The organism is Mycoplasma anserisalpingitidis (genome assembly GCF_007858495.1).
Lineage (GTDB): Bacteria > Bacillota_I > Bacilli_A > Mycoplasmatales > Metamycoplasmataceae > Mycoplasmopsis > Mycoplasmopsis anserisalpingitidis_A.
Window position 1 is genome coordinate 230,308 of record NZ_CP041663.1, and the last position, 18,512, is coordinate 248,819.

General features: G+C 27.0%; 16 protein-coding genes and 1 other RNA gene. 11 read left to right on the forward strand and 6 right to left on the reverse strand.

What is annotated here, in order from left to right; genetic code table 4:
• The 4 genes from FOY43_RS00815 to FOY43_RS00830 all read left to right on the forward strand — a co-directional run bounded on the left by FOY43_RS00815 (position 1) and on the right by FOY43_RS00830 (position 4,632).
• Positions 1 to 1,296: a pyrimidine-nucleoside phosphorylase gene (locus FOY43_RS00815; protein ID WP_146308663.1), complete on the forward strand. Its 1,296-nt coding sequence runs from the start codon at positions 1 to 3 to the stop codon at positions 1,294 to 1,296.
• An 8-nt stretch (positions 1,297 to 1,304) separates the two neighbouring features.
• The gene (deoC, locus tag FOY43_RS00820; RefSeq protein WP_146308665.1) at positions 1,305 to 1,967 is read left to right on the forward strand and encodes a deoxyribose-phosphate aldolase; all 663 of its coding nucleotides are present in this window, start codon (positions 1,305 to 1,307) and stop codon (positions 1,965 to 1,967) included.
• A gap of 47 nt (positions 1,968 to 2,014) precedes the next feature.
• Positions 2,015 to 3,049 (forward strand): endonuclease, encoded by a 1,035-nt coding sequence (locus FOY43_RS00825; RefSeq protein WP_146308667.1) that lies wholly within the window; start codon positions 2,015 to 2,017, stop codon positions 3,047 to 3,049.
• 92 nt (positions 3,050 to 3,141) lie between these two features.
• The gene (locus FOY43_RS00830) at positions 3,142 to 4,632 is read left to right on the forward strand and encodes a phospholipase D-like domain-containing protein (RefSeq protein ID WP_146308669.1); all 1,491 of its coding nucleotides are present in this window, start codon (positions 3,142 to 3,144) and stop codon (positions 4,630 to 4,632) included.
• A 43-nt stretch (positions 4,633 to 4,675) separates the two neighbouring features.
• Here FOY43_RS00830 and FOY43_RS00835 read toward each other — a convergent pair whose 3' ends face one another.
• From FOY43_RS00835 to FOY43_RS00845, 3 genes are read right to left on the reverse strand one after another with little or no spacing between them, the layout of a single operon-like run.
• A complete protein-coding gene (locus tag FOY43_RS00835; protein WP_146308671.1) occupies positions 4,676 to 6,142 on the reverse strand; it encodes an MFS transporter in 1,467 nt (488 codons plus the stop codon).
• Positions 6,142 to 6,573, reverse strand: coding sequence for an NINE protein (locus tag FOY43_RS00840; RefSeq protein ID WP_146308673.1), 432 nt, complete (start codon positions 6,571 to 6,573; stop codon positions 6,142 to 6,144). Before FOY43_RS00840 ends, FOY43_RS00835 begins: the two co-directional genes overlap by 1 nt.
• Positions 6,566 to 7,369 carry an alpha/beta hydrolase gene (locus FOY43_RS00845; RefSeq protein WP_162847752.1) on the reverse strand — a complete coding sequence of 268 codons (804 nt, stop codon included), beginning with the start codon at positions 7,367 to 7,369 and terminating at the stop codon, positions 6,566 to 6,568. The genes FOY43_RS00840 and FOY43_RS00845 overlap by 8 nt, the downstream gene beginning before the upstream one ends.
• 116 nt (positions 7,370 to 7,485) lie before the next feature.
• On the opposite strand from FOY43_RS00845, the gene FOY43_RS00850 reads away from it, so the two are divergent.
• Both FOY43_RS00850 and FOY43_RS00855 read left to right on the forward strand, forming a co-directional pair.
• Positions 7,486 to 8,898, forward strand: coding sequence for a hypothetical protein (locus FOY43_RS00850; protein WP_146308676.1), 1,413 nt, complete (start codon positions 7,486 to 7,488; stop codon positions 8,896 to 8,898).
• A gap of 129 nt (positions 8,899 to 9,027) precedes the next feature.
• Positions 9,028 to 11,667 carry a hypothetical protein gene (locus FOY43_RS00855; RefSeq protein WP_146308677.1) on the forward strand — a complete coding sequence of 880 codons (2,640 nt, stop codon included), beginning with the start codon at positions 9,028 to 9,030 and terminating at the stop codon, positions 11,665 to 11,667.
• Positions 11,668 to 11,760: 93 nt separating this feature from the next.
• On the opposite strand, the gene FOY43_RS00860 is transcribed toward FOY43_RS00855, so the two are convergent.
• The 3 genes from FOY43_RS00860 to FOY43_RS00870 form a co-directional block, all read right to left on the reverse strand.
• The gene (locus FOY43_RS00860; protein ID WP_146308679.1) at positions 11,761 to 12,627 is read right to left on the reverse strand and encodes a MurR/RpiR family transcriptional regulator; all 867 of its coding nucleotides are present in this window, start codon (positions 12,625 to 12,627) and stop codon (positions 11,761 to 11,763) included.
• Between the two features lie 120 nt (positions 12,628 to 12,747).
• A complete protein-coding gene (locus tag FOY43_RS00865) occupies positions 12,748 to 14,376 on the reverse strand; it encodes a PTS transporter subunit EIIC (protein WP_146308681.1) in 1,629 nt (542 codons plus the stop codon).
• Positions 14,376 to 14,627: a hypothetical protein gene (locus tag FOY43_RS00870; RefSeq protein WP_146308683.1), complete on the reverse strand. Its 252-nt coding sequence runs from the start codon at positions 14,625 to 14,627 to the stop codon at positions 14,376 to 14,378. The genes FOY43_RS00865 and FOY43_RS00870 overlap by 1 nt, the downstream gene beginning before the upstream one ends.
• A 241-nt stretch (positions 14,628 to 14,868) precedes the next feature.
• On the opposite strand from FOY43_RS00870, the gene FOY43_RS00875 reads away from it, so the two are divergent.
• The 5 genes from FOY43_RS00875 to ssrA all read left to right on the forward strand — a co-directional run bounded on the left by FOY43_RS00875 (position 14,869) and on the right by ssrA (position 18,406).
• Entirely contained in the window at positions 14,869 to 15,714 is an 846-nt protein-coding gene (locus FOY43_RS00875) for an N-acetylmuramic acid 6-phosphate etherase (RefSeq protein WP_146308685.1), read from the forward strand.
• A complete protein-coding gene (nagA, locus tag FOY43_RS00880) occupies positions 15,708 to 16,817 on the forward strand; it encodes an N-acetylglucosamine-6-phosphate deacetylase (protein WP_146308687.1) in 1,110 nt (369 codons plus the stop codon). Before FOY43_RS00875 ends, nagA begins: the two co-directional genes overlap by 7 nt.
• A 2-nt stretch (positions 16,818 to 16,819) precedes the next feature.
• Entirely contained in the window at positions 16,820 to 17,542 is a 723-nt protein-coding gene (gene nagB, locus FOY43_RS00885) for a glucosamine-6-phosphate deaminase (protein ID WP_146308689.1), read from the forward strand.
• Positions 17,543 to 17,583: 41 nt separating this feature from the next.
• Positions 17,584 to 18,021 carry an SsrA-binding protein gene (gene smpB / locus FOY43_RS00890; protein WP_146308691.1) on the forward strand — a complete coding sequence of 146 codons (438 nt, stop codon included), beginning with the start codon at positions 17,584 to 17,586 and terminating at the stop codon, positions 18,019 to 18,021.
• A gap of 1 nt (position 18,022) precedes the next feature.
• Positions 18,023 to 18,406: a transfer-messenger RNA gene (gene ssrA, locus FOY43_RS00895) on the forward strand.
• Positions 18,407 to 18,512: the final 106 nt, after the last annotated feature.

Genomic DNA, 18,512 nt, shown 5'->3' on the forward strand with positions numbered 1-18,512 from the left:
ATGAGAGCTGTTGATTTAATCGAAAAGAAAAGACATGGTCTTAATCTTAATAAATCAGAAATTGAATTTTTAATTGGCTCATATGTTAAAAATGAAATTCCTGATTATCAAATTTCAGCATTTTTAATGGCTGTTATGTTTAATGGGATGAATACCGAAGAGATCGCAACTTTTACAAAGGTCATGATGAATTCTGGTAAAGTTATGGATCTTTCTGAAATTCCTGGAATTAAAGTAGATAAACACTCAACGGGTGGAGTTGGTGATAAAACAACTTTAGCGGTTGCACCAATTGTTGCTGCATGTGGCGCACCAGTAGCAAAAATGAGCGGACGTGGTTTAGGTCATACCGGTGGAACAATTGATAAATTAGAATCAATCCCTGGTTTTACTGTTGAACTTAGTGAAAAAGATTTTATAAAACAAGTTAAAGAACATAATATCGCTGTGATTGGTCAATCAAATGAATTAGTTCCGGCTGATAAAAAAATTTATGCATTACGTGATGTAACCGCAACAGTTGAATCTATTCCGCTTATCGCTTCTTCAATTATGTCTAAAAAACTTGCTACAGGTTCGAATGCAATTTTACTTGATGTAAAATGTGGTAATGGCGCTTTTATGAAAGACTTAGAAAGCGCTCGTGAACTTGCAAGAACAATGATTAACATTGGTAAAGAGTTAAACGTAGATGTAAGAGCCGAAATTACAAATATGTCTAGACCAATTGGCCGTGAAATCGGAAATAAAAACGAAGTTCTTGAAGCTATTTGAACTTTACAAGGAAAAGCACCAGAAGATTTCAAAGAACTTGTTTACTCTTCATGTGCAACAATTCTAGAACAAGCTAAAATAGTTAAAACACATGAAGAAGGAATTCAAAAAGTTGAACAAGTTATCAAAAATGGTTCAGCTTTAGAAAAATTCTATGAATTTATAGAACTTCAAAATGGTGATGTTAATGCACTTAAAGATCCAAAATTCTGAAATCCTAAATATTCGTTAGAAATAAAATCTGATGAAGATGGATACATGGAAATTTTTGACTCATTAATAGTTGGAATTACAGCTATGAAACTTGGTGCTGGTAGAGCTAGAAAAGAAGATTTCATCGATAATGAAGCTGGAATTACAATTAATAAAAAAACAAATGAATCAGTTAAAAGAGGAGATGTTTTATTCACACTTTACTCTTCAAATCCAATTAACACTGAATTAATTAGTGAGCTTAAAAAAGGATATAGAATCAACAAGGAAAAAGTTGAGAATAAAATTATTCTTGATAGATTAAAATAGGAGAAAATATGAATTACAATAAAATGATTGACCATACATTTTTAAAAGCTGAAGCTACAACTAAAGAAATTGATAAACTAATTGCTGAAGCTATTAAGTATGATTTTAAAACTGTATGCGTGAACTCTTCATGAGTAAAATACTGTAAAGATAAATTAAAAGGAACTGAAATTGGTATTACTTCAGTTGTTGGTTTCCCTCTTGGAGCAATGATCACTCAAGCTAAAGCGCATGAAACTAAATTAGCAATTGATCATGGTGCTGATGAAATTGATATGGTTATTAACGTAGGTCGTTTTAAACAAGGGGATGATGAATATGTTTTAAATGACATTAAAGCGGTTAAAGCTGCTTGTGGTTCAAAAGTATTGAAAGTTATTATCGAAACTGCTCTTTTAACAACAGAAGAAATTAAAAGAGCTACGGAAATTGTTATGAAATCTGGTGCTGAGTTTATCAAAACATCAACGGGATTTTCATATAGAGGGGCAACTTTAGAGGATGTTCAAACTATGAAATCTGTTTGTGGTGATAAATTATTAATTAAAGCTGCTGGTGGAATTTCAAACATGGATGACTTAATTAATATGTACAATGCTGGAGCTACAAGATTTGGTACAAGCCGTTCTGTTTCCATTATCGAAGGAAAAGAAAGTAAAGGTGGATACTAATAAAACTTCCAGTAATTCTGGAAGTTTTTTATTAATCTAATTTAAAAATGAAAAAAGTAAAAAATAAATTATTATTAATTGGTTCAATTTTATCTTCAACTACACTTCTAGCTGTCTCAGCTTCTTGTGTAAATAATAAAGAAGACATTAAACCTGAACAACCAAAAGTTGAAGCACCAGGAACTACTCCCGAAACTCCATCAAACCCTGAAAAAAATAATGGTGAAAATTCTGATTCAGATAAAAATGTTGAAGTTCCTTCAAATTATATTTATGACAAAAGTACAAAAGCTTTAGAATATTACGCTCCACTAGAAGGATTAACGGGCGAAGAATTATTCAAAGCTTTAGTTAAATTACAATGAAGCAAAGCAAATGATACAAGTAAAAATTACGGAAGTTTACCATCATTTTATAATAACACAATTGCTTTTAAAGATTTATACTACGAAAATGATAAAACCATTTTAGATGTTTATAGCGAAAATCCTAGTGGCATTGATCCTTATACTTTTAGTATTTATGAAACAACTGGTGGCGCTAATGAAGGTGATGGTACAAACCGTGAACATGTTATACCACAATCGTGATTCAATAGATTAGAACCGATTCGTTCTGATGCTCAATTTGTTTGACCAACTGACATTAAAGTAAATAATATTAGAGGTAATTATCCTCATGGTGAGGTTGTTAAAGTATCTAAAACATCCCAAAATGGTTCAAAATTAGGTACTAATTCTAACGGAAAATATGTTTTTGAGCCTATTGATGAATTTAAGGGTGATATTGCTAGATGTTATTTATATTTTGCAATAACTTACGCTGAACAAAATATTTATATCTCTAATGATGTATTCTCAAATAATACTATTTCACATTTAACTGACGAATATCTTAAACTTTATTTAAAATGAAATAACAATGATCCAGTAGATTCATTTGATATTAACAGAAATAATCAAATTTATAATATTTATCGGGCTGTTAGAAATCCATTTATTGATTACCCAGAGCTAGAAAAATGCTTATTTCAAGGTGAAAAATTCACAAATAAAGGACTTTTAATAGCATTGAATAAATAAAAATTTAGCATAAACTTATGTTTATGCTTTTTATATCTAAAAGTTAATTTAAAGAAAAATTCAATATAATTTAAAACAAATTAGGAGAAATTATGAAGATAAAACATATAAAAAAATTTGCTTTATTTATGTTAGTATTACTAATTTTTACCGCTTATTTTTTAGGTGTTACCTATTTTTTCTTTATGATAAATAGATATTTCTTTTTATTAATTGTCTTCAGTTCATATGTATTGAATTTAATAATAATTATTTTACTATTGAATCAAAAACGTCAAACTTATGCAAAGTTTTCATGGACAGCGATAATGCTCATTTTACCGATAATTGGTCATATACTATTTTTAACTTATGGTTTAACTTATTCAAATAAAAAAGAGTCAACAATTAATAAAGATAGCAAATATGATTTAACAAGTTATTGCAAACAAAATAAAAATCCCAAAAGAACTATAGAACAATTAGAAAAAATGAATCATACTGTAGCTTTATCTGCTGATTTTGAATTTTATAATGAAGGTTGAACCTACTTTGAAGAGTTGAAAAAAGAGTTAAAAAATGCAAATTCTTCTATTAACATTATTTCATACATAATTAAAAAATCAGAAATTTTTGATGAAATCCTTTACTTAATTGAAGAAAAATTGAAGGAAGGTGTAAAAATTAAATGATTAATTGATTACTTTGGTTCTGGAACGGTAAAAAATAAGATATTCAAAAAATTATCAAAAAAATATAAAAACTTTGAATATGAATATATTGGAAAAATATTATATCCATTTATAACAAGCAAAAGTTTTTATAGAAATCACCAAAAATTTATAATCATAGATAATAGAGTTGTATATTCAGGTGGTAATAATATATCGGATGAATATAGTTCCTATAGCAAAAAATATGGTCATTGAATCGATTTTAGTTATAAATTTAGTGGAGATTACGTTAATACATACATAGTTCATTTTGCAAAATTCTGAAAAATGGTAACCAACAAAGAAATTGAATTAAATTTAAAATTTAATGAAGAACAAAATAGTTCTAAAAATATAGCTTTACTAATATATGACACACCGCTTATAAAATATTCTAACGCTGAAAATAGTTGGATTAAACTTTTTGCTAATGCGAAAAGAAAAATACAAATTAGTACACCTTATTTTAGTATTACTGAGTCATTGAAAAAACAAATTATTTCAGCATTGTATTCTGGAGTTGAGGTTGAAGTATATTTACCTGGTTTTCCAGATAAAAAAACCGTTTATCAAGTAAGTTTAAATGAAGTTTCAGAATTAATTAATTTTGGTCTTAAAGTTTATATTTATAAAGATCATTTTCTACACAGTAAAGTTGGTTTAGTTGATGACAAAATAGCTTGATTCGGTACGAGTAACATGGATGCAAGAAGTATGTTTGCTCAATATGAAACAACAGATTTAATTGAAGGTGAATCGGTAAAAGAAATTAAAAAAGTATTTGATAATTACAAAGAAAAATGTATTGAATTTACTAATTTTAATAAGTACAATTCAAACAAAAATATTATAAAAAAATTATTTTACAAATTATTAAAACCGCTTATTTAGTCTTTTTAATATAAAATGCAGTTTTATAAGAACTGCATATTTTTTAATTTTGAACATCTCTTCAACGATAGAATTTAATATTATATTTTTTATTAAATTTAGTTTCGGAGATGTAAACAGTTAATCCAGCTAGAATTCCGATTAATGCCACCACACAACCAACAATTATAATGATTTGATAAGCAATTGGATCAGTAGCATAGTCACCAACATTAAAATCAGTAAATCTACCTGCATTATGTAAAGCTTCAGTAACTTGAACTTTATAAACGCTAGTTATACTTGAACCAATTTGGCTCATTCAAGCATCAGAACTAAATCCAATTAATGATAAAATAGCTGTCATAGATCCATATGAATTTTTTGGAGTAGTAATTTCAGCTTGTTGGGCAAATCTTAAAGTTACCATAATTCATGAACAAGTAATAATAATCATGAACAATACATTCATAGTTATAAACATAAATCACAATAATCCTCTACTATAATTTACATAACTATTATTAAAGAAACCTGGCATGAACATGAATATTAAAGTTAAAATTAAACCTAAACTAGCAACTATAACTAATAATAGAATAAATGACTTGAATTTATCTCCAACTTTCATCAATAAACCACCAACAAAAAGTCTTAAGAAGTAAACTCTAACGGCAAATAAAATTGTCAATATTGCTACCGGAATTCCAAGAGCTTCTCTGATGGTGTTTGATAACAGTTGATTTAAGTAGTATGTAAAAGTACTTTGGAATGAATACATTCCCAATAAGAAGATTGAAAGCATTCAAACTTTTCAATTACTTAACAATCTTAAAATCTTCTTGAACGATTCTTTATCTTCTTGTTCTTTTCTATATTCTTTTACATAGAAGACTAGTCCAAAGAATAAAATAAGTAAACAAACACTAAATAAAAGCATGTAAAGTCCAACATAAAGACTTGATTGTTCTACTGATTTACCTTCAATTAAAGTAATAACAATAAACGCTACAATTCCAGTGAAAACAAAACCAACTATACCTACAAATGAACCCTGAACTGCAAAAGCAAGACCTTGTTCTTCTTTAGTGGTTTGTTGCGAAACCAGTCTTCACAGTGGGCTTCAGAAAAATGGAGTGGTGCTTATTCCTCATATAAAGAAAATTATGTAATATTGATATTGCAATCAAATATTATTTTGCATTTGATGTCCAAAAATAATTAAGAAAGCAAATCATACACTCATAAAGAATGTTAGTGCAACACCAATCATCAATAATTTTTTATTCGAGAATTTATCAGCTAACCAACCACCCGGTAGTTGAGTAATGATTGTTACTCAACCTATAATAGCTGAACAGCTAAGTAAAACTGATTCATCAACATGCATATACTTATAAAAATTAGGTATAGCAGATTTAATGTAATATGGAAGAGAAATGACAAATAGATCAAGACAAGCCAAAATAACTAATGCAATGATTTTTTTAGCACCAAGATTTTTTATTTTTTGAATTAATGATGTTTCCATTATTTTACACTCCTAAATTCAGAGTCTCTTGGATTTTTTATGGAAATAACAATATCAATAATATAAAATGATAAAACAACTACCAATGCTAATGAAATGAAAATTCACACATTTACTAAAGTTGAAACATCACTAATATTTCATGGTTTAAAATTAATTATCAAAGCCACTATCACAACACCTATAATACTAAAGAATAATTTGGTAATACCTGAAATTTTCTTTCCTAGGTAAAATCTATCAACACCAAATAACCCGGTAAAGATTGATAAATAAATTAATTTTTTTCTTGAAAGTTTTTTATTAATTCCATTTGTTCAATAATCAGGAATAGTTTTTTCAATAATTATTCCATTTTTAAGTTTTTCTTGTGCATTATAAATTTCATTTTTTATTTCTTCTTCACTAAGAAATAATTTATTTTTACTCATTGAAAAATCCTTCTATTGCTTGTAAAACATCTTCTTTATTTTCTCTTCAAGGATTGTGTCCGCAAGCATTGATTTTATACATTTTTGTTTCAGGTTTAATTCTCTTAAAATAATCTCAAATCTTCTTTTGATTAACAATATTATCCGATTTACCGCAAAGTAATCCAAGTGGTTTATCAATATCTCTAATCATTTCTTCTTCATCTTTAAGAATATCTTCTTCCATGAATTGATGCCCTACTTTATAATAATCATTCATGTATTGCTTATGTTCTTCATATCATTTAGCTGAATTAGCTCTAAAATTCTTATCTCTTAGTGCCTTAAATCAGTTATGATACGAATATCTAACAAAAGTAATTTTTGAAAGAAGGGTTCCTTTAAAAAAGGCGTACTTCAACTTTTCACCTATTTCTAGGGTGGTTAAATTTGCTGGAGCAATTAATAAAACTTTATCAATTTCATCTTTGATTCTTTGATAAATTAATGCAGCTATTAGTCCTCCCATTGAGTGTCCAACTAAATAAATATTTTTTAATTTTTTATTTTTAATAAAATCTACAACAACGTCACAATAAGCATAAATATCATTCAAATTCTCATTAGTTTTACTTTTACCATGTGCTGGCAGATTAATTGAATAAACGTTAAAATCTTTTTTGAAATGCTCAGTAATTATAGAGAGATTGTCAAAATCGGCTGTAAAACCATGAATTATGAATATTGTTTTATTTTTATTATTATCTAATTCAAGAGTTTCAAGCTCTACATTATCATATAAATACGTATTTTTCATAAATTTATCTCCTAATATAATTTTACTAAATCACATTAATAAATTTTATGTGGAAATATTTCTGAAAAGCTCTAGTCCGTCTAAAAAAATAAATATAATTGGATTAAGGAGGCTAAATGATTCAAAAAATTAGTTCATTTAAATCAGCTAAACCTGTGTTGTGAAATATGATAATTTTTGCAATTGCTATGGTTATTTCTCAATCTGCAATTGAATGTTTTAATGTAGTAAGTACGTTATTCACACTTAAAGCTTCTGGTAGTGTTTGAGCAAGTGCATTAGTGCAAATTTTTAGATATATTCCTACGCTTTTATCATTTGCAATAGCACCAATAATTATTAAAAAATTCAACAATAGACTTCTAATCGTAATTGCTGAATATGTTAGTGCTTTTGTTATACTATTTGTCTGTGTAATTGGATTTATTTATGGTACCCAAAATATTACGGATTCAGAAGCTAAGAATGTTAAAGCTATAACTTATACAGTTTATGTAGCGGTTATAATTTGAAATATCTTTAATTCAGTAAGATTTTTAGCTCTTAAAAATATTGTTTATCGTTTATCTGTACATGAAAAAAATATTAATATTTTTAACAGAATTAATAATTTTGCTACTTCATTTTCATATTTAGCAGCTGCATTAGCAAGTTTAGGGCTTATTCATATTCTTTCATATGAGTACATTTGTTTAATTTTAGGATTAACTTATATTATTAGTGCACTTTTATACAATACTTTTGTGGTATTCAATAAAGATGTTGAAATTTCATCAAAACCAAAAATTAAAAAACATTCAAAAACATTTATTTATACTGCAATAATCTTAATTTCATTAGCGGTATTCTCATCAATTTCATTCGTACCAAGAATTGGAACTAATACTAACTTTGTAATTAATTTATTTATGGAAGCGAAAACTTCTAATTCAGTACAGCACTGAGTTACTATATATTTAATTGTTGTTGGAGCCGCTTTATGCTTAGGTAGTTTAGTAATCTTTTTACTTGGAAAGAAAATATTAATTTCAACTTCAATAGCTTTTGTTGTTATTACAATTATTTCTTCGATCTTTTACATCTACGCTTTTGGCGGATTAAACACAAATATTGGAGTTATTGCTAAAGCTTCAGGTAATTCTGGTGTTATTGAACACACAAGCACCTGAGCACATGAACATAAAAATATTATGTTAGGAATATTCTTAACTTCAACATTTATACAATACTTCTTATTTAGTATGTTTTTACCAGTATATTATGATTATTCATATCGTGCTGTTCCAAGTGAAAAATATGCTTTCTTTGCAGCTATAACAATGATTTTATTCCAACTTGTAGCATTTGCCTTTAGTTTAGGAATGATAAGTATTTTCGAAAAAATAAATTATCAAACAAGTTATCTTGTATTTGCAATAACTTTAACCGTTTTAGTAATTATCGCTACAGTAGTTAGTGTTATGCTCAAAAAACGCCAAAGAAGTTTTACAAAAGACCATAATCTTAAACCGGAAAATGAAATGTTATAAAATCAATCACTTTTAAGTGCAAACTTTATATTTAGTTTGTGCTTTTTTAATAATAGATTTATAAAATTAACTCACTATCTATGCATTTGCTTATAATCTTGATATATCATATTAAATAGTATAATTTAAATGAAAGAGGTTAAGATGAGCGGAAACAATAAAAAGAAGAAAAAGAAGAAATATTTAGCTATTTTGGCGATTCTTTTGCTATCTGGGACTTTAGTTGGTGCAACTACTGCAATTATTGTGCATAGTCAGAAAAATAATAAAAATTCATGGTTGAATAAACCATCCGACGATATAGAATTATTGGATAAACTTAAAAATTTAAAAAATGATTTAGAGGAATATAAAAATTCTTTAGTTAATTCAGGCAATCAAAGTGTAAATGATATTTCAAGCCTTATAGAGGAAGTTAAAAATATAATTGAAATTTATTCAAATAAAAATGCATTAAACACTGAAGATAAAGACCTCTTAAATAAAAAATATAATGAATTTATTATAAGTTTTAACAATATAAAGTATAAGAATAACAAATCAGAATTAGATAAGAAAATAGATTATCTAGAAAAAGAAATTTTTAATTCAAATAATAGGGAAACAAATAATAATTCATCATTGGACAAAATTATTGAGGAATTAAATAAAACAAAAGAAGAGTTTAACAAGTTACCTAATGAGAATATAAATAATAATTCAGAAACCAATAGAAAAGTTGAGGAATTAAACAATAAAATAGATAATTTAATCAAAGAATTTGATTTCAACAAAAACAACAATAATAGCAAAACAAGTCAAGAAGATTTGGAACTTGAGAAAAGCAAAAGTTCTATTGTTGTTAAAGATTCATCTAGTTTAGATCATCTTTCATCGTTAACAACAAATGATTTTGAAGTTTTTACAACAAGCGATAAAAAAGATAATTTTATTTATGAAGTTACAAGAGTTACTATAAATAATAATATGGATAGAGTTATTGTTGAAGCAAAAATCACAGCTAAAGATAATGACAATTTGACTCCTGCAACTATTACTAATGAATTTAATTCAGAAAAAAATAATTTAGATGATTCTCTAAACAAAAGAGATGAATTAATTGAAATATTAAAAAATGCTACTGTTGAGATTGAATATGTAGGAGAAATAGGTAAGTCTGAAATATATCTTCCATCATTATCTTCCGAAGAAATTAAAAAATTATTCGAAATTGTTGATAAACCACTTGACAAAAGAACAAATAAAGTAATTGATGATGTAATTTCATCTATTATAAAAGTTGAAAGTAGTGATAATAGTGCTAAAATAACTGTATTAATAAAAAGTTTAATTTATCCAGATATTTTTGATACAGTTAAGGTTATACAAACAGGATTTAAAGATCATTTAGAAAATATACAAGAGTCAACAGAAGAAGAAAATTTACCTGAAAATACAGAATCATCAAATTCACCTGATTCGAATACAACAAGCGATAATGGTATTAATTCAAAAGATGAAAATGTAGGATCTGTTGACGAAAATATAGAAGTCAAAGAAGAGAATGAAAATTCTGATGGAAATAAAAAAGATGAATCTGAAATATTAGAAGACAATAATTCTGTTACAACTGATCAAAATAATGATGATAATTCAATCGATAATACCGATATTTCAAAAGATGAAAATCTAGGAGTTGTTGGTGAAACCACAGTAGAAGAAGATGATAATACAAATTCTGATGGAAATAAAAAAGATGAATCTGAAATATCAGGAGATAATAATTCCGCTACAACCGATCAAAATAATAATACTCCGTTAGATAAAACTAAAGAAAATGATAACGATAATATAAAAAATAATTCAAAAGATATTTTAGAAGAAGCTGTAAGAAAAGTTAATAATTTAACAGTAATAAGAGTTGAATTCCAAGATGAAACAAAACAGAATTTAGATGATGCAAAAAATATTTTATCTCAAGAGTCTCCGACTTTAGAATCAATAACTTCACAGACTAATTCGATTAATGATCTTCTTAATAGAATGAAATTAAAAGAAGATGAAATTAATAATGCAGCAGCTGAGTACAATGAAGCTTTAAGCGACTATGATAATTATATGGAAGAATACAAAAGTAATCAAAAGGCAATATGAGAGATTAACGAAATTTTAGTCGAAGCTAAAAGACAATATAAATTGTTTATAAATAACCCATATCTAACTGTGGAAAAGATTAATGAGTTAAAAAATAGTCTTATTAATGCAAAAGAAAAAGTAGTAAAAAAACAAATGTTTGTAGAAAGATATGCAAAAGAAATAATTGATTCTTATGAAACTTGAATAAATTCTATTAAGCCAAGAATTAGTGGTTTAAATTTAAATGAATTGCAAACATTTAAATTAATAAATAATCATTATGAGAGTTTTAAACAAGAATATGATCAATTATTCTTAAAAGAAAATTTAACAAGAATCCAAGATATTATAGATTTAGAAGGTAAAATATTTCTTTTAACTTTAAACTATGAAGTTGAAGAAGTAATTAAAATTGAAGATTTAATGTATGTGATAAAGAGTGACTCTGACTACAAAAATGTTAATTATCAACAATATAGAAACAGATTAGATAAAACAATGACAAAACTTGAATCACTAATTCACAATGAGATTAATAAATTATCGAATGGACGTTTTAATAAAGAAGAAAGCATCTCAGGTTTTTCATATTATTTAGAAAACTTAACAAACGAATTTAAATCATTTAAGAATGATGTTTCGAAATCCAATTAATAATAAATTGTAAAGTGAAGTTTTTACACTTCAAGGTTTAAAAAAGTAGTTGACAACTAAATGTCAACTTTTTTTGATATTTTATATATTTAATTATTTATTTTTAGTATTAATATTATTTCATTTATTTCTTTCATATGCTATATTTTCAAAAATATTTTGATCTTCAAAATCAATTCTATTAGCAATATAAAAGTAAATTAAATCAGCGAAAAAAAGCATAGAAATTTTTGAACCTATTGAACCTATTCGTTTAGTTTGGTCTAGTGAATGCAATAAAATTATATTTCTTGCATTTAATTTTTCAAGCTTGCTGTTTTTAGTTCAAATTGAGTAAAACATCTTATATTTTTCACAAATTTCTCTGACTTTTAATACTTCAACAGTTTCAAAACCTCTTGAAATTATAGTTACAAAATCACTATTTGAAATTGTTTTATAAATTCCAAAGAAATCATGAATACTATTAACTGAAATTGTATTCATTCCTGTTTTTCTTAAATTGTAAGCTAAGTATTCTGCGACTAACCCGGATTCACCAATACCAAAAAATATAAGTCGTTTTGAACGTATCAAAAACTTAAGGTATTGCGCTATTTCTTCAGTGTTAGAAACAGTTCAATCATAAGATTTTTCAGAAGCAAATTTAAAATGGGTTCAAACATTATTTAATATTTGTTCATAAGTTAAATCTTTTCCTTCGATAATTTTTACGTTACCATACTTATAAGTACTTTTGCGTTCCGAAATATAAATACGAAAATGAGCATAAGAATTAAAACCTAAAGCTTTTACGTATCTGGTGATAGTTGGTTGTGAAACATATAGATGTTTAGCTAAATCAGCTATTGAAGTATTTAAAAAATAATCAGGATCTTCTTCAATAAAATTGGTTATGTATTTATATGTTTCGTTATTCGAGATTTTATCCAGGTATTTAACTTCAATAAGTTGTTTCATAAATCAATTATAAAATCATTTCTTTTTTTTTTTTTTTTTGGTAAAATACTTGAGTTTTTATTCTGATTGTGAAAAAAAGTTTCAGAAAAAATAGGATTTCTCCTATTTTTAAATCTTTTATTAATCTAGTGATTCACCTTTGTGTGAAACAATTTCATTGTTTAATGATTCAGCTTCAACACCGATAATTGTTTGAATTGATGTATCGCTAATTTTAGCTACACCCATAACACCAGATTTTTTAAGAGCTTCTAAATCAACTTTAGTGCTATCTTTAACAACATATCTTAATCTTGTTGAACAGTTATTGTATTCAGAGATGTTTTCTCAACCGCCATAAGCTTTAACAATTTTTTTAGCTCTTGGTGATAATTCGCCAAAAGTTTCTTCTTTTTGTGTTTCAGTTTCTTCGAGAATAACACCATTACCTCTACCAGGTGTAGAAAGGTTTAATTTTTTGATCAATAACATTCCACCAAAGAAGTATGTTGCACCACAAACAGCACCAATTGGGAAGATTCATAATGGATGTGCAAGAACAGCTTTAGCTCCTTCAAATCCACTTTCTCTAATAATTGCTAATGATTTATTAAAGCTTAATAAGTAATCCATGAATCCAGCTGAGAATCCAAATCCAAGTTGAATACCAAATGCACCTGTAACAAATGCAAATACACCAGTTAGAATAGCATGTAATAAGTAAATAAGAGGAGAAACATACATAAATGCATATTCAATTGGTTCAGTAATTCCACTAAGGAATGAAACTAAGGCAGCTGATCCATAAAGAGCAAACACTTTAGATCTTTGAGCTTTATTTTCGGCAGTCATTGCAAAAGCTAACACTAATGCAGGTAATCCAAACATCATCGTTGGGAAGAATCCTGCTTGGAAAATTCCACCAGGGTTATTTTTAGCAACACCATTTAAGAAAATGAAGATGTCACCTTTAACTGGTTCACCAGCAGCGTTTGTTCATTCTCCTAATTGGAATCAGAACAAGTTGTTAGGAATGTGGTGTAATCCAAATGGAATTAATAAACGGTTAATAAATCCATACACACCCATAATTCCAGCTTTAGCAAGGTTGCTATCTTGACTTGCAGCTTTTTGTAAAGCAACTGAAATAATGTAGATTAAATATCCTATTCAAGGGAAGATTATTCCTCATACAAAAACAAATAATGAAACTACAATAATTGCTAATGCAGGAACAAGTCTTTTTCCACTGAAAAATCCAAGAACTTTTGGTAAAGCAACACCATTAGCTCTGTTGTAAATTCACGCAACAAGCGAACCTACAATAATACCATTAAGAACATTTTGTACCATAGCAGCATCGAATTTTCCTTCGAAAATTGATTTGAACCCAGTACCACCATTAGCAGCACCGAAATTTATTGATCCGTAGAATAAATCGATTGTTGCTCCTAATACATTATAAAGAACGAACATACCTATAAATCCTGCAAAGGCAGCTTCACCACGATTTTCTTTCGTGAATCCAAAAGCTACACCAATTGCAAAAACCATAGGCATATTATCAAAAACAGCATTTCCAGCACCAATTATTCATTTTCCAACAAAAGCTGAGAAAGCTGTTGTTCCAGGAATATCTGCACCGATTCTAAGTAAAATAGCCGCTATAGGTAGAACAGCGATAGGGAATAATAATACACCACCAATTCTACTTAGTTTTTTCATTAAATTTGCACCAAAAGATGCATGAGAGGTTAGAGTTTTAGACATTATTTTTTACCTCTCTTTCTAAGAACAAAACCATTGATATAAACCGTTAAAATGACAGACACGAATAAGTCAATGATTGTAATTAAGGCCACTGTGGCTATAACATTTGCACGTAATTCAGGACTAGCTGGGTTGAAAACCCCAGTAACAACTACACTGACAAATAATAGCACCACAAATAAAAACCACAATATTGTATAAATTTTTTGACCAATATGCAATTTATTAAAACTATTTAATATTTTTGCCATATTTTCCTTTCATCAATGAGAACACCCACTGTTCTCGCTAAAATTATTTACTTTAAGTTATGATTTATTGTGATTATGAATATTAAATTCATCAAATAAATATAAAAATATTTTTTATCTTTTAAATTGTGAGTAAATTTTTCATAAATATTAGTTTTATACAAAATATAAAAATATAATATTCACATAATTTCTAAACACTTCTGTAGGTATTATTATTAGTAAAATAAGGAAAATAATTATGCATAATTTAGACAAAAAAAATATAAGTGAGCTAATAGACTTATACTGAGTTAATCAAAAAGATATAATAGAAAAATTAATGAATAAAAATAATATTCTTGAAAAAATTATTGCTTATTCTGTTGATTCAATAAAAGAAAATGGAAGAGTAATCTACATTGGAGCTGGTACTAGTGGTCGTATTGGTATGTTGGATGCTCTGGATGTTTTACCAACTTTTGGTGAAAAGAATTGATTTACTTATCAAATGGCAGGCTCAGATGAAGCTATTTTAAAATCTCTTGAAGGTTATGAAGACGATTTTGAATTAGGTAAAAAGGATGCGTTAAAATTAAATATAAATAAAAATGATTTACTAATTGGTTTAAGTGTTTCAGGTAATACTAAGTATGTTGATGGATTTTTTAGCGTTGGAACTCAAGCATTATCCAAAAAAGTTTTAATTACAGCAAATAAAAATGGATTAATATCAAAAAGTAGTGATTTAATTTATGAATTTGAATCAAATCCAGAATTTATTCAAGGTTCAACTCGTTTAAAAGCTGGGACAATCCAAAAAATATTATTAAATGCTATAAGCACAATAACTGCAATAAAACTAAATAAAGTTTATGATGATTTAATGATTGATTTAACACCAATTAATGAGAAGTTAGTTAATAGAAGCATTGAAATTGTAAAACAAATAACGAATTGTGATTTTAATATAGCTAAAGAAATTTATTTGGAAGTAAAGAATGTAAAATTAGCATGTATAATGATTGCTAAAAAAGTTGATAAAATAAAAGCAAATCAATTATTAGAAAAATGTAATAATAATTTAAGAGAGGCTTTGGAATGTTAATTAAAAATGTAAAAATCATAAATCACGATAAAACTATAAATAATGCGGATATTTTAATTGAAAAAGGAAGAATTAAAGAAATCATTGAAAAGAAAGGTACTGCAAAATATTTAGCCGTACCCGGATTCATTGATACTCATATCCATGGGTTTTTTAATGAAGATGTTATGGACGGTAGTCAATCTTGTGAAATTATTTCAAGAGAATTAGCTAAAAATGGTGTTACTTCATTTATGCCAACCGCCATGACCAATGACTGAGAAGTAATTTTAAAATCTCTTAGTGAGATTGCTAAAACTGAAAAATGAGTTTCAAAATCTCTTGGAATTCATATTGAAGGTCCGTTTATTGGCGAATCTAAAAAGGGCGCTCATAGAAAAGAGTGATTAAAAGTAGCAACAAATGAATTAATTGATCAAATGTATTACGCTAGTGAGACACAACTTAAGAAAATTTCATTTGACCCATTAAATGTTTCACTTGAGGTTATGAAACATATGATTGAATTAGGTATTATTCCTTCAATTGGACACTCATCAGCTGATTTTCAAAAATCACAATTATATTTTAGTAATGGATGTAATTCTGTTTGTCATTTATGAAATGCAATGAGTGGTGTAGACTCAAGGAATCCTGGAATGGTTCAAGCTTCATTGTATAACGAAAAACCTTATGTAGAACTAATTTGTGATTTAAAACACATTGCGCCTGAAACACTTTTATTTACAATTAAAAATAAGGGTGTAGATAAAATAATTTGTATTAGTGATGCCATTAAACCCGCTTATTATAAAGATGGCGATAACATTTCTGGTGGTATTCCTGTAACCAAAAATGGACTTTTAATCACATTAAAAGGTACAAATACAATAGCAGGAAGTGGAATTTCTATTCATGATGCATTTAAAAATTTAGTGTCTTTAGGTGTTCCACTACAAGATGTAGTTAAAATGACTTCATATAACTCAGCGATTTATTTAAGAAGAAATGATATAGGTAGAATTGAAGAGAAAAAAATGGCTGATATTGTAATTATGGACAAAAATACTTATGACATTCAAGAAGTATATATTTCAGGTAAAAAAGTTGGAGAGGAAATTTAATTATGAAAACAATCATTTGTAAAGATTATGAAGAAGTATCAAAAGTAGCTGCAGATTTCTTCGAAAAACAAATTAAAGAAAAATCAGATTCAAAAATTTGTTTTGCTACAGGTAGTTCACCAATCAAAACATACCAAAATTTAATTAATAAAGTTAAAGAAAATAGAATCAGTTTTAAAGATGTAACCACCTTTAATTTAGATGAATATGTTGGAATCCCCTATGAAAATAAATGTTCATACCATTATTTTATGGATGATAATTTATTTAATCACATAGATTTAAAAAGAGAAAACATTAATTTTCCTGATGGATTAGGAAACTTAGAAGAAAATGCTAAAAAATATGAACAAAAAATCAGTGAACTAGGTGGAATAGATTTTATGATTTTAGGTATTGGAACTAATGCACATATTGCTTTTAATGAACCGGGAAGTAAAAAAGATGAAAGAACTAGAGAAGTTAAATTAACTCAAAGTACGATTAACTCGAATAAAATTTATTTTGATAATCCTAATGACATCCCTAAAACAGCTGTTTCTATGGGAATTGGAACAATCCTTGAAGCTAAAAAAATTATTTTGATTGCTTCAGGTAAATCTAAAGCCGATGCAATTTACAAAACACTTAATTCACCAATTTCTGAAGAAGTTCCATCAAGTTTTTTAAGAGAACATAAAGATGTTACATTAATCATTGATGAGGATGCTGCAAGTTTATTATAATGTTAGATTTAATCTAACATTTTTTTATATAATTATTTAGTATGAAAATTCTAAGTAATAATAAAAGAGATCTTCGTAATTATGAAATAATCGATAAATATGAGTGTGGAATTTCGCTTCAAGGTTGAGAAGTAAAAAGCGCAAGAGCAACTCATATTTCTCTGACAAATTCTTATTGTTCAATTTACAAGGATGAAATTTATCTTAAAGATGCGTATTTTGGTAAATATATGGATGTAAAATGTGATGAATATCAAGATCGTAAACTTTTAATGCACAAACGTGAAATTATTAAGTTAAAATTCGAAAATGAAGCTAAACAATTAACAATAATTCCAACAAAGATTTATTTTAACAACAAATCTAAAATTAAAGTTGAAATAGCTTTAGTAAAAGGTTTAAAAAAATATGATAAAAGAGATAAAATAGCTAAGGAAGAAACTGAAAAAAGACTTAGAAAAATCTTACAAAATTACTAATGGGGGTGTAATGGTTTCGACATGCATGGACTATTAGTTATTGCAGTAGTTTGGCAGACTATAATGCTTCTAGGTATTTCTTAAACGGAAATAAAGAAGAAAAAGCTGAATACTCAGCATGAAATCCAGCTTTTGCTGGAAATACAAGCCTAGCTTTTGCCTAATTTGCAATTCTAGCCGTGATCAGTTTTTCCTGGAAATTGATTAACGAGTCTACAGGATAGTTCGAATTGATTCTAATAGATTCGAATGAACTTAATTAGAAATTACATTAATATGTTTGATTATTTAATGTTAATGTAATTTAATAAAAAATAATCTAAACTGTAGATGTAGCTAAAAAATTCATGTGTGGACCCGGGTTCGACTCCCGGCATCTCCACCATTTTTTATTTTAAAATTGAATAAAAATAAGCAATTTAATTAATTAAAATTACATTAAATATTTAATAAAAAAATAAAAATAAAGTAGTAATATATAAGCAAATAAA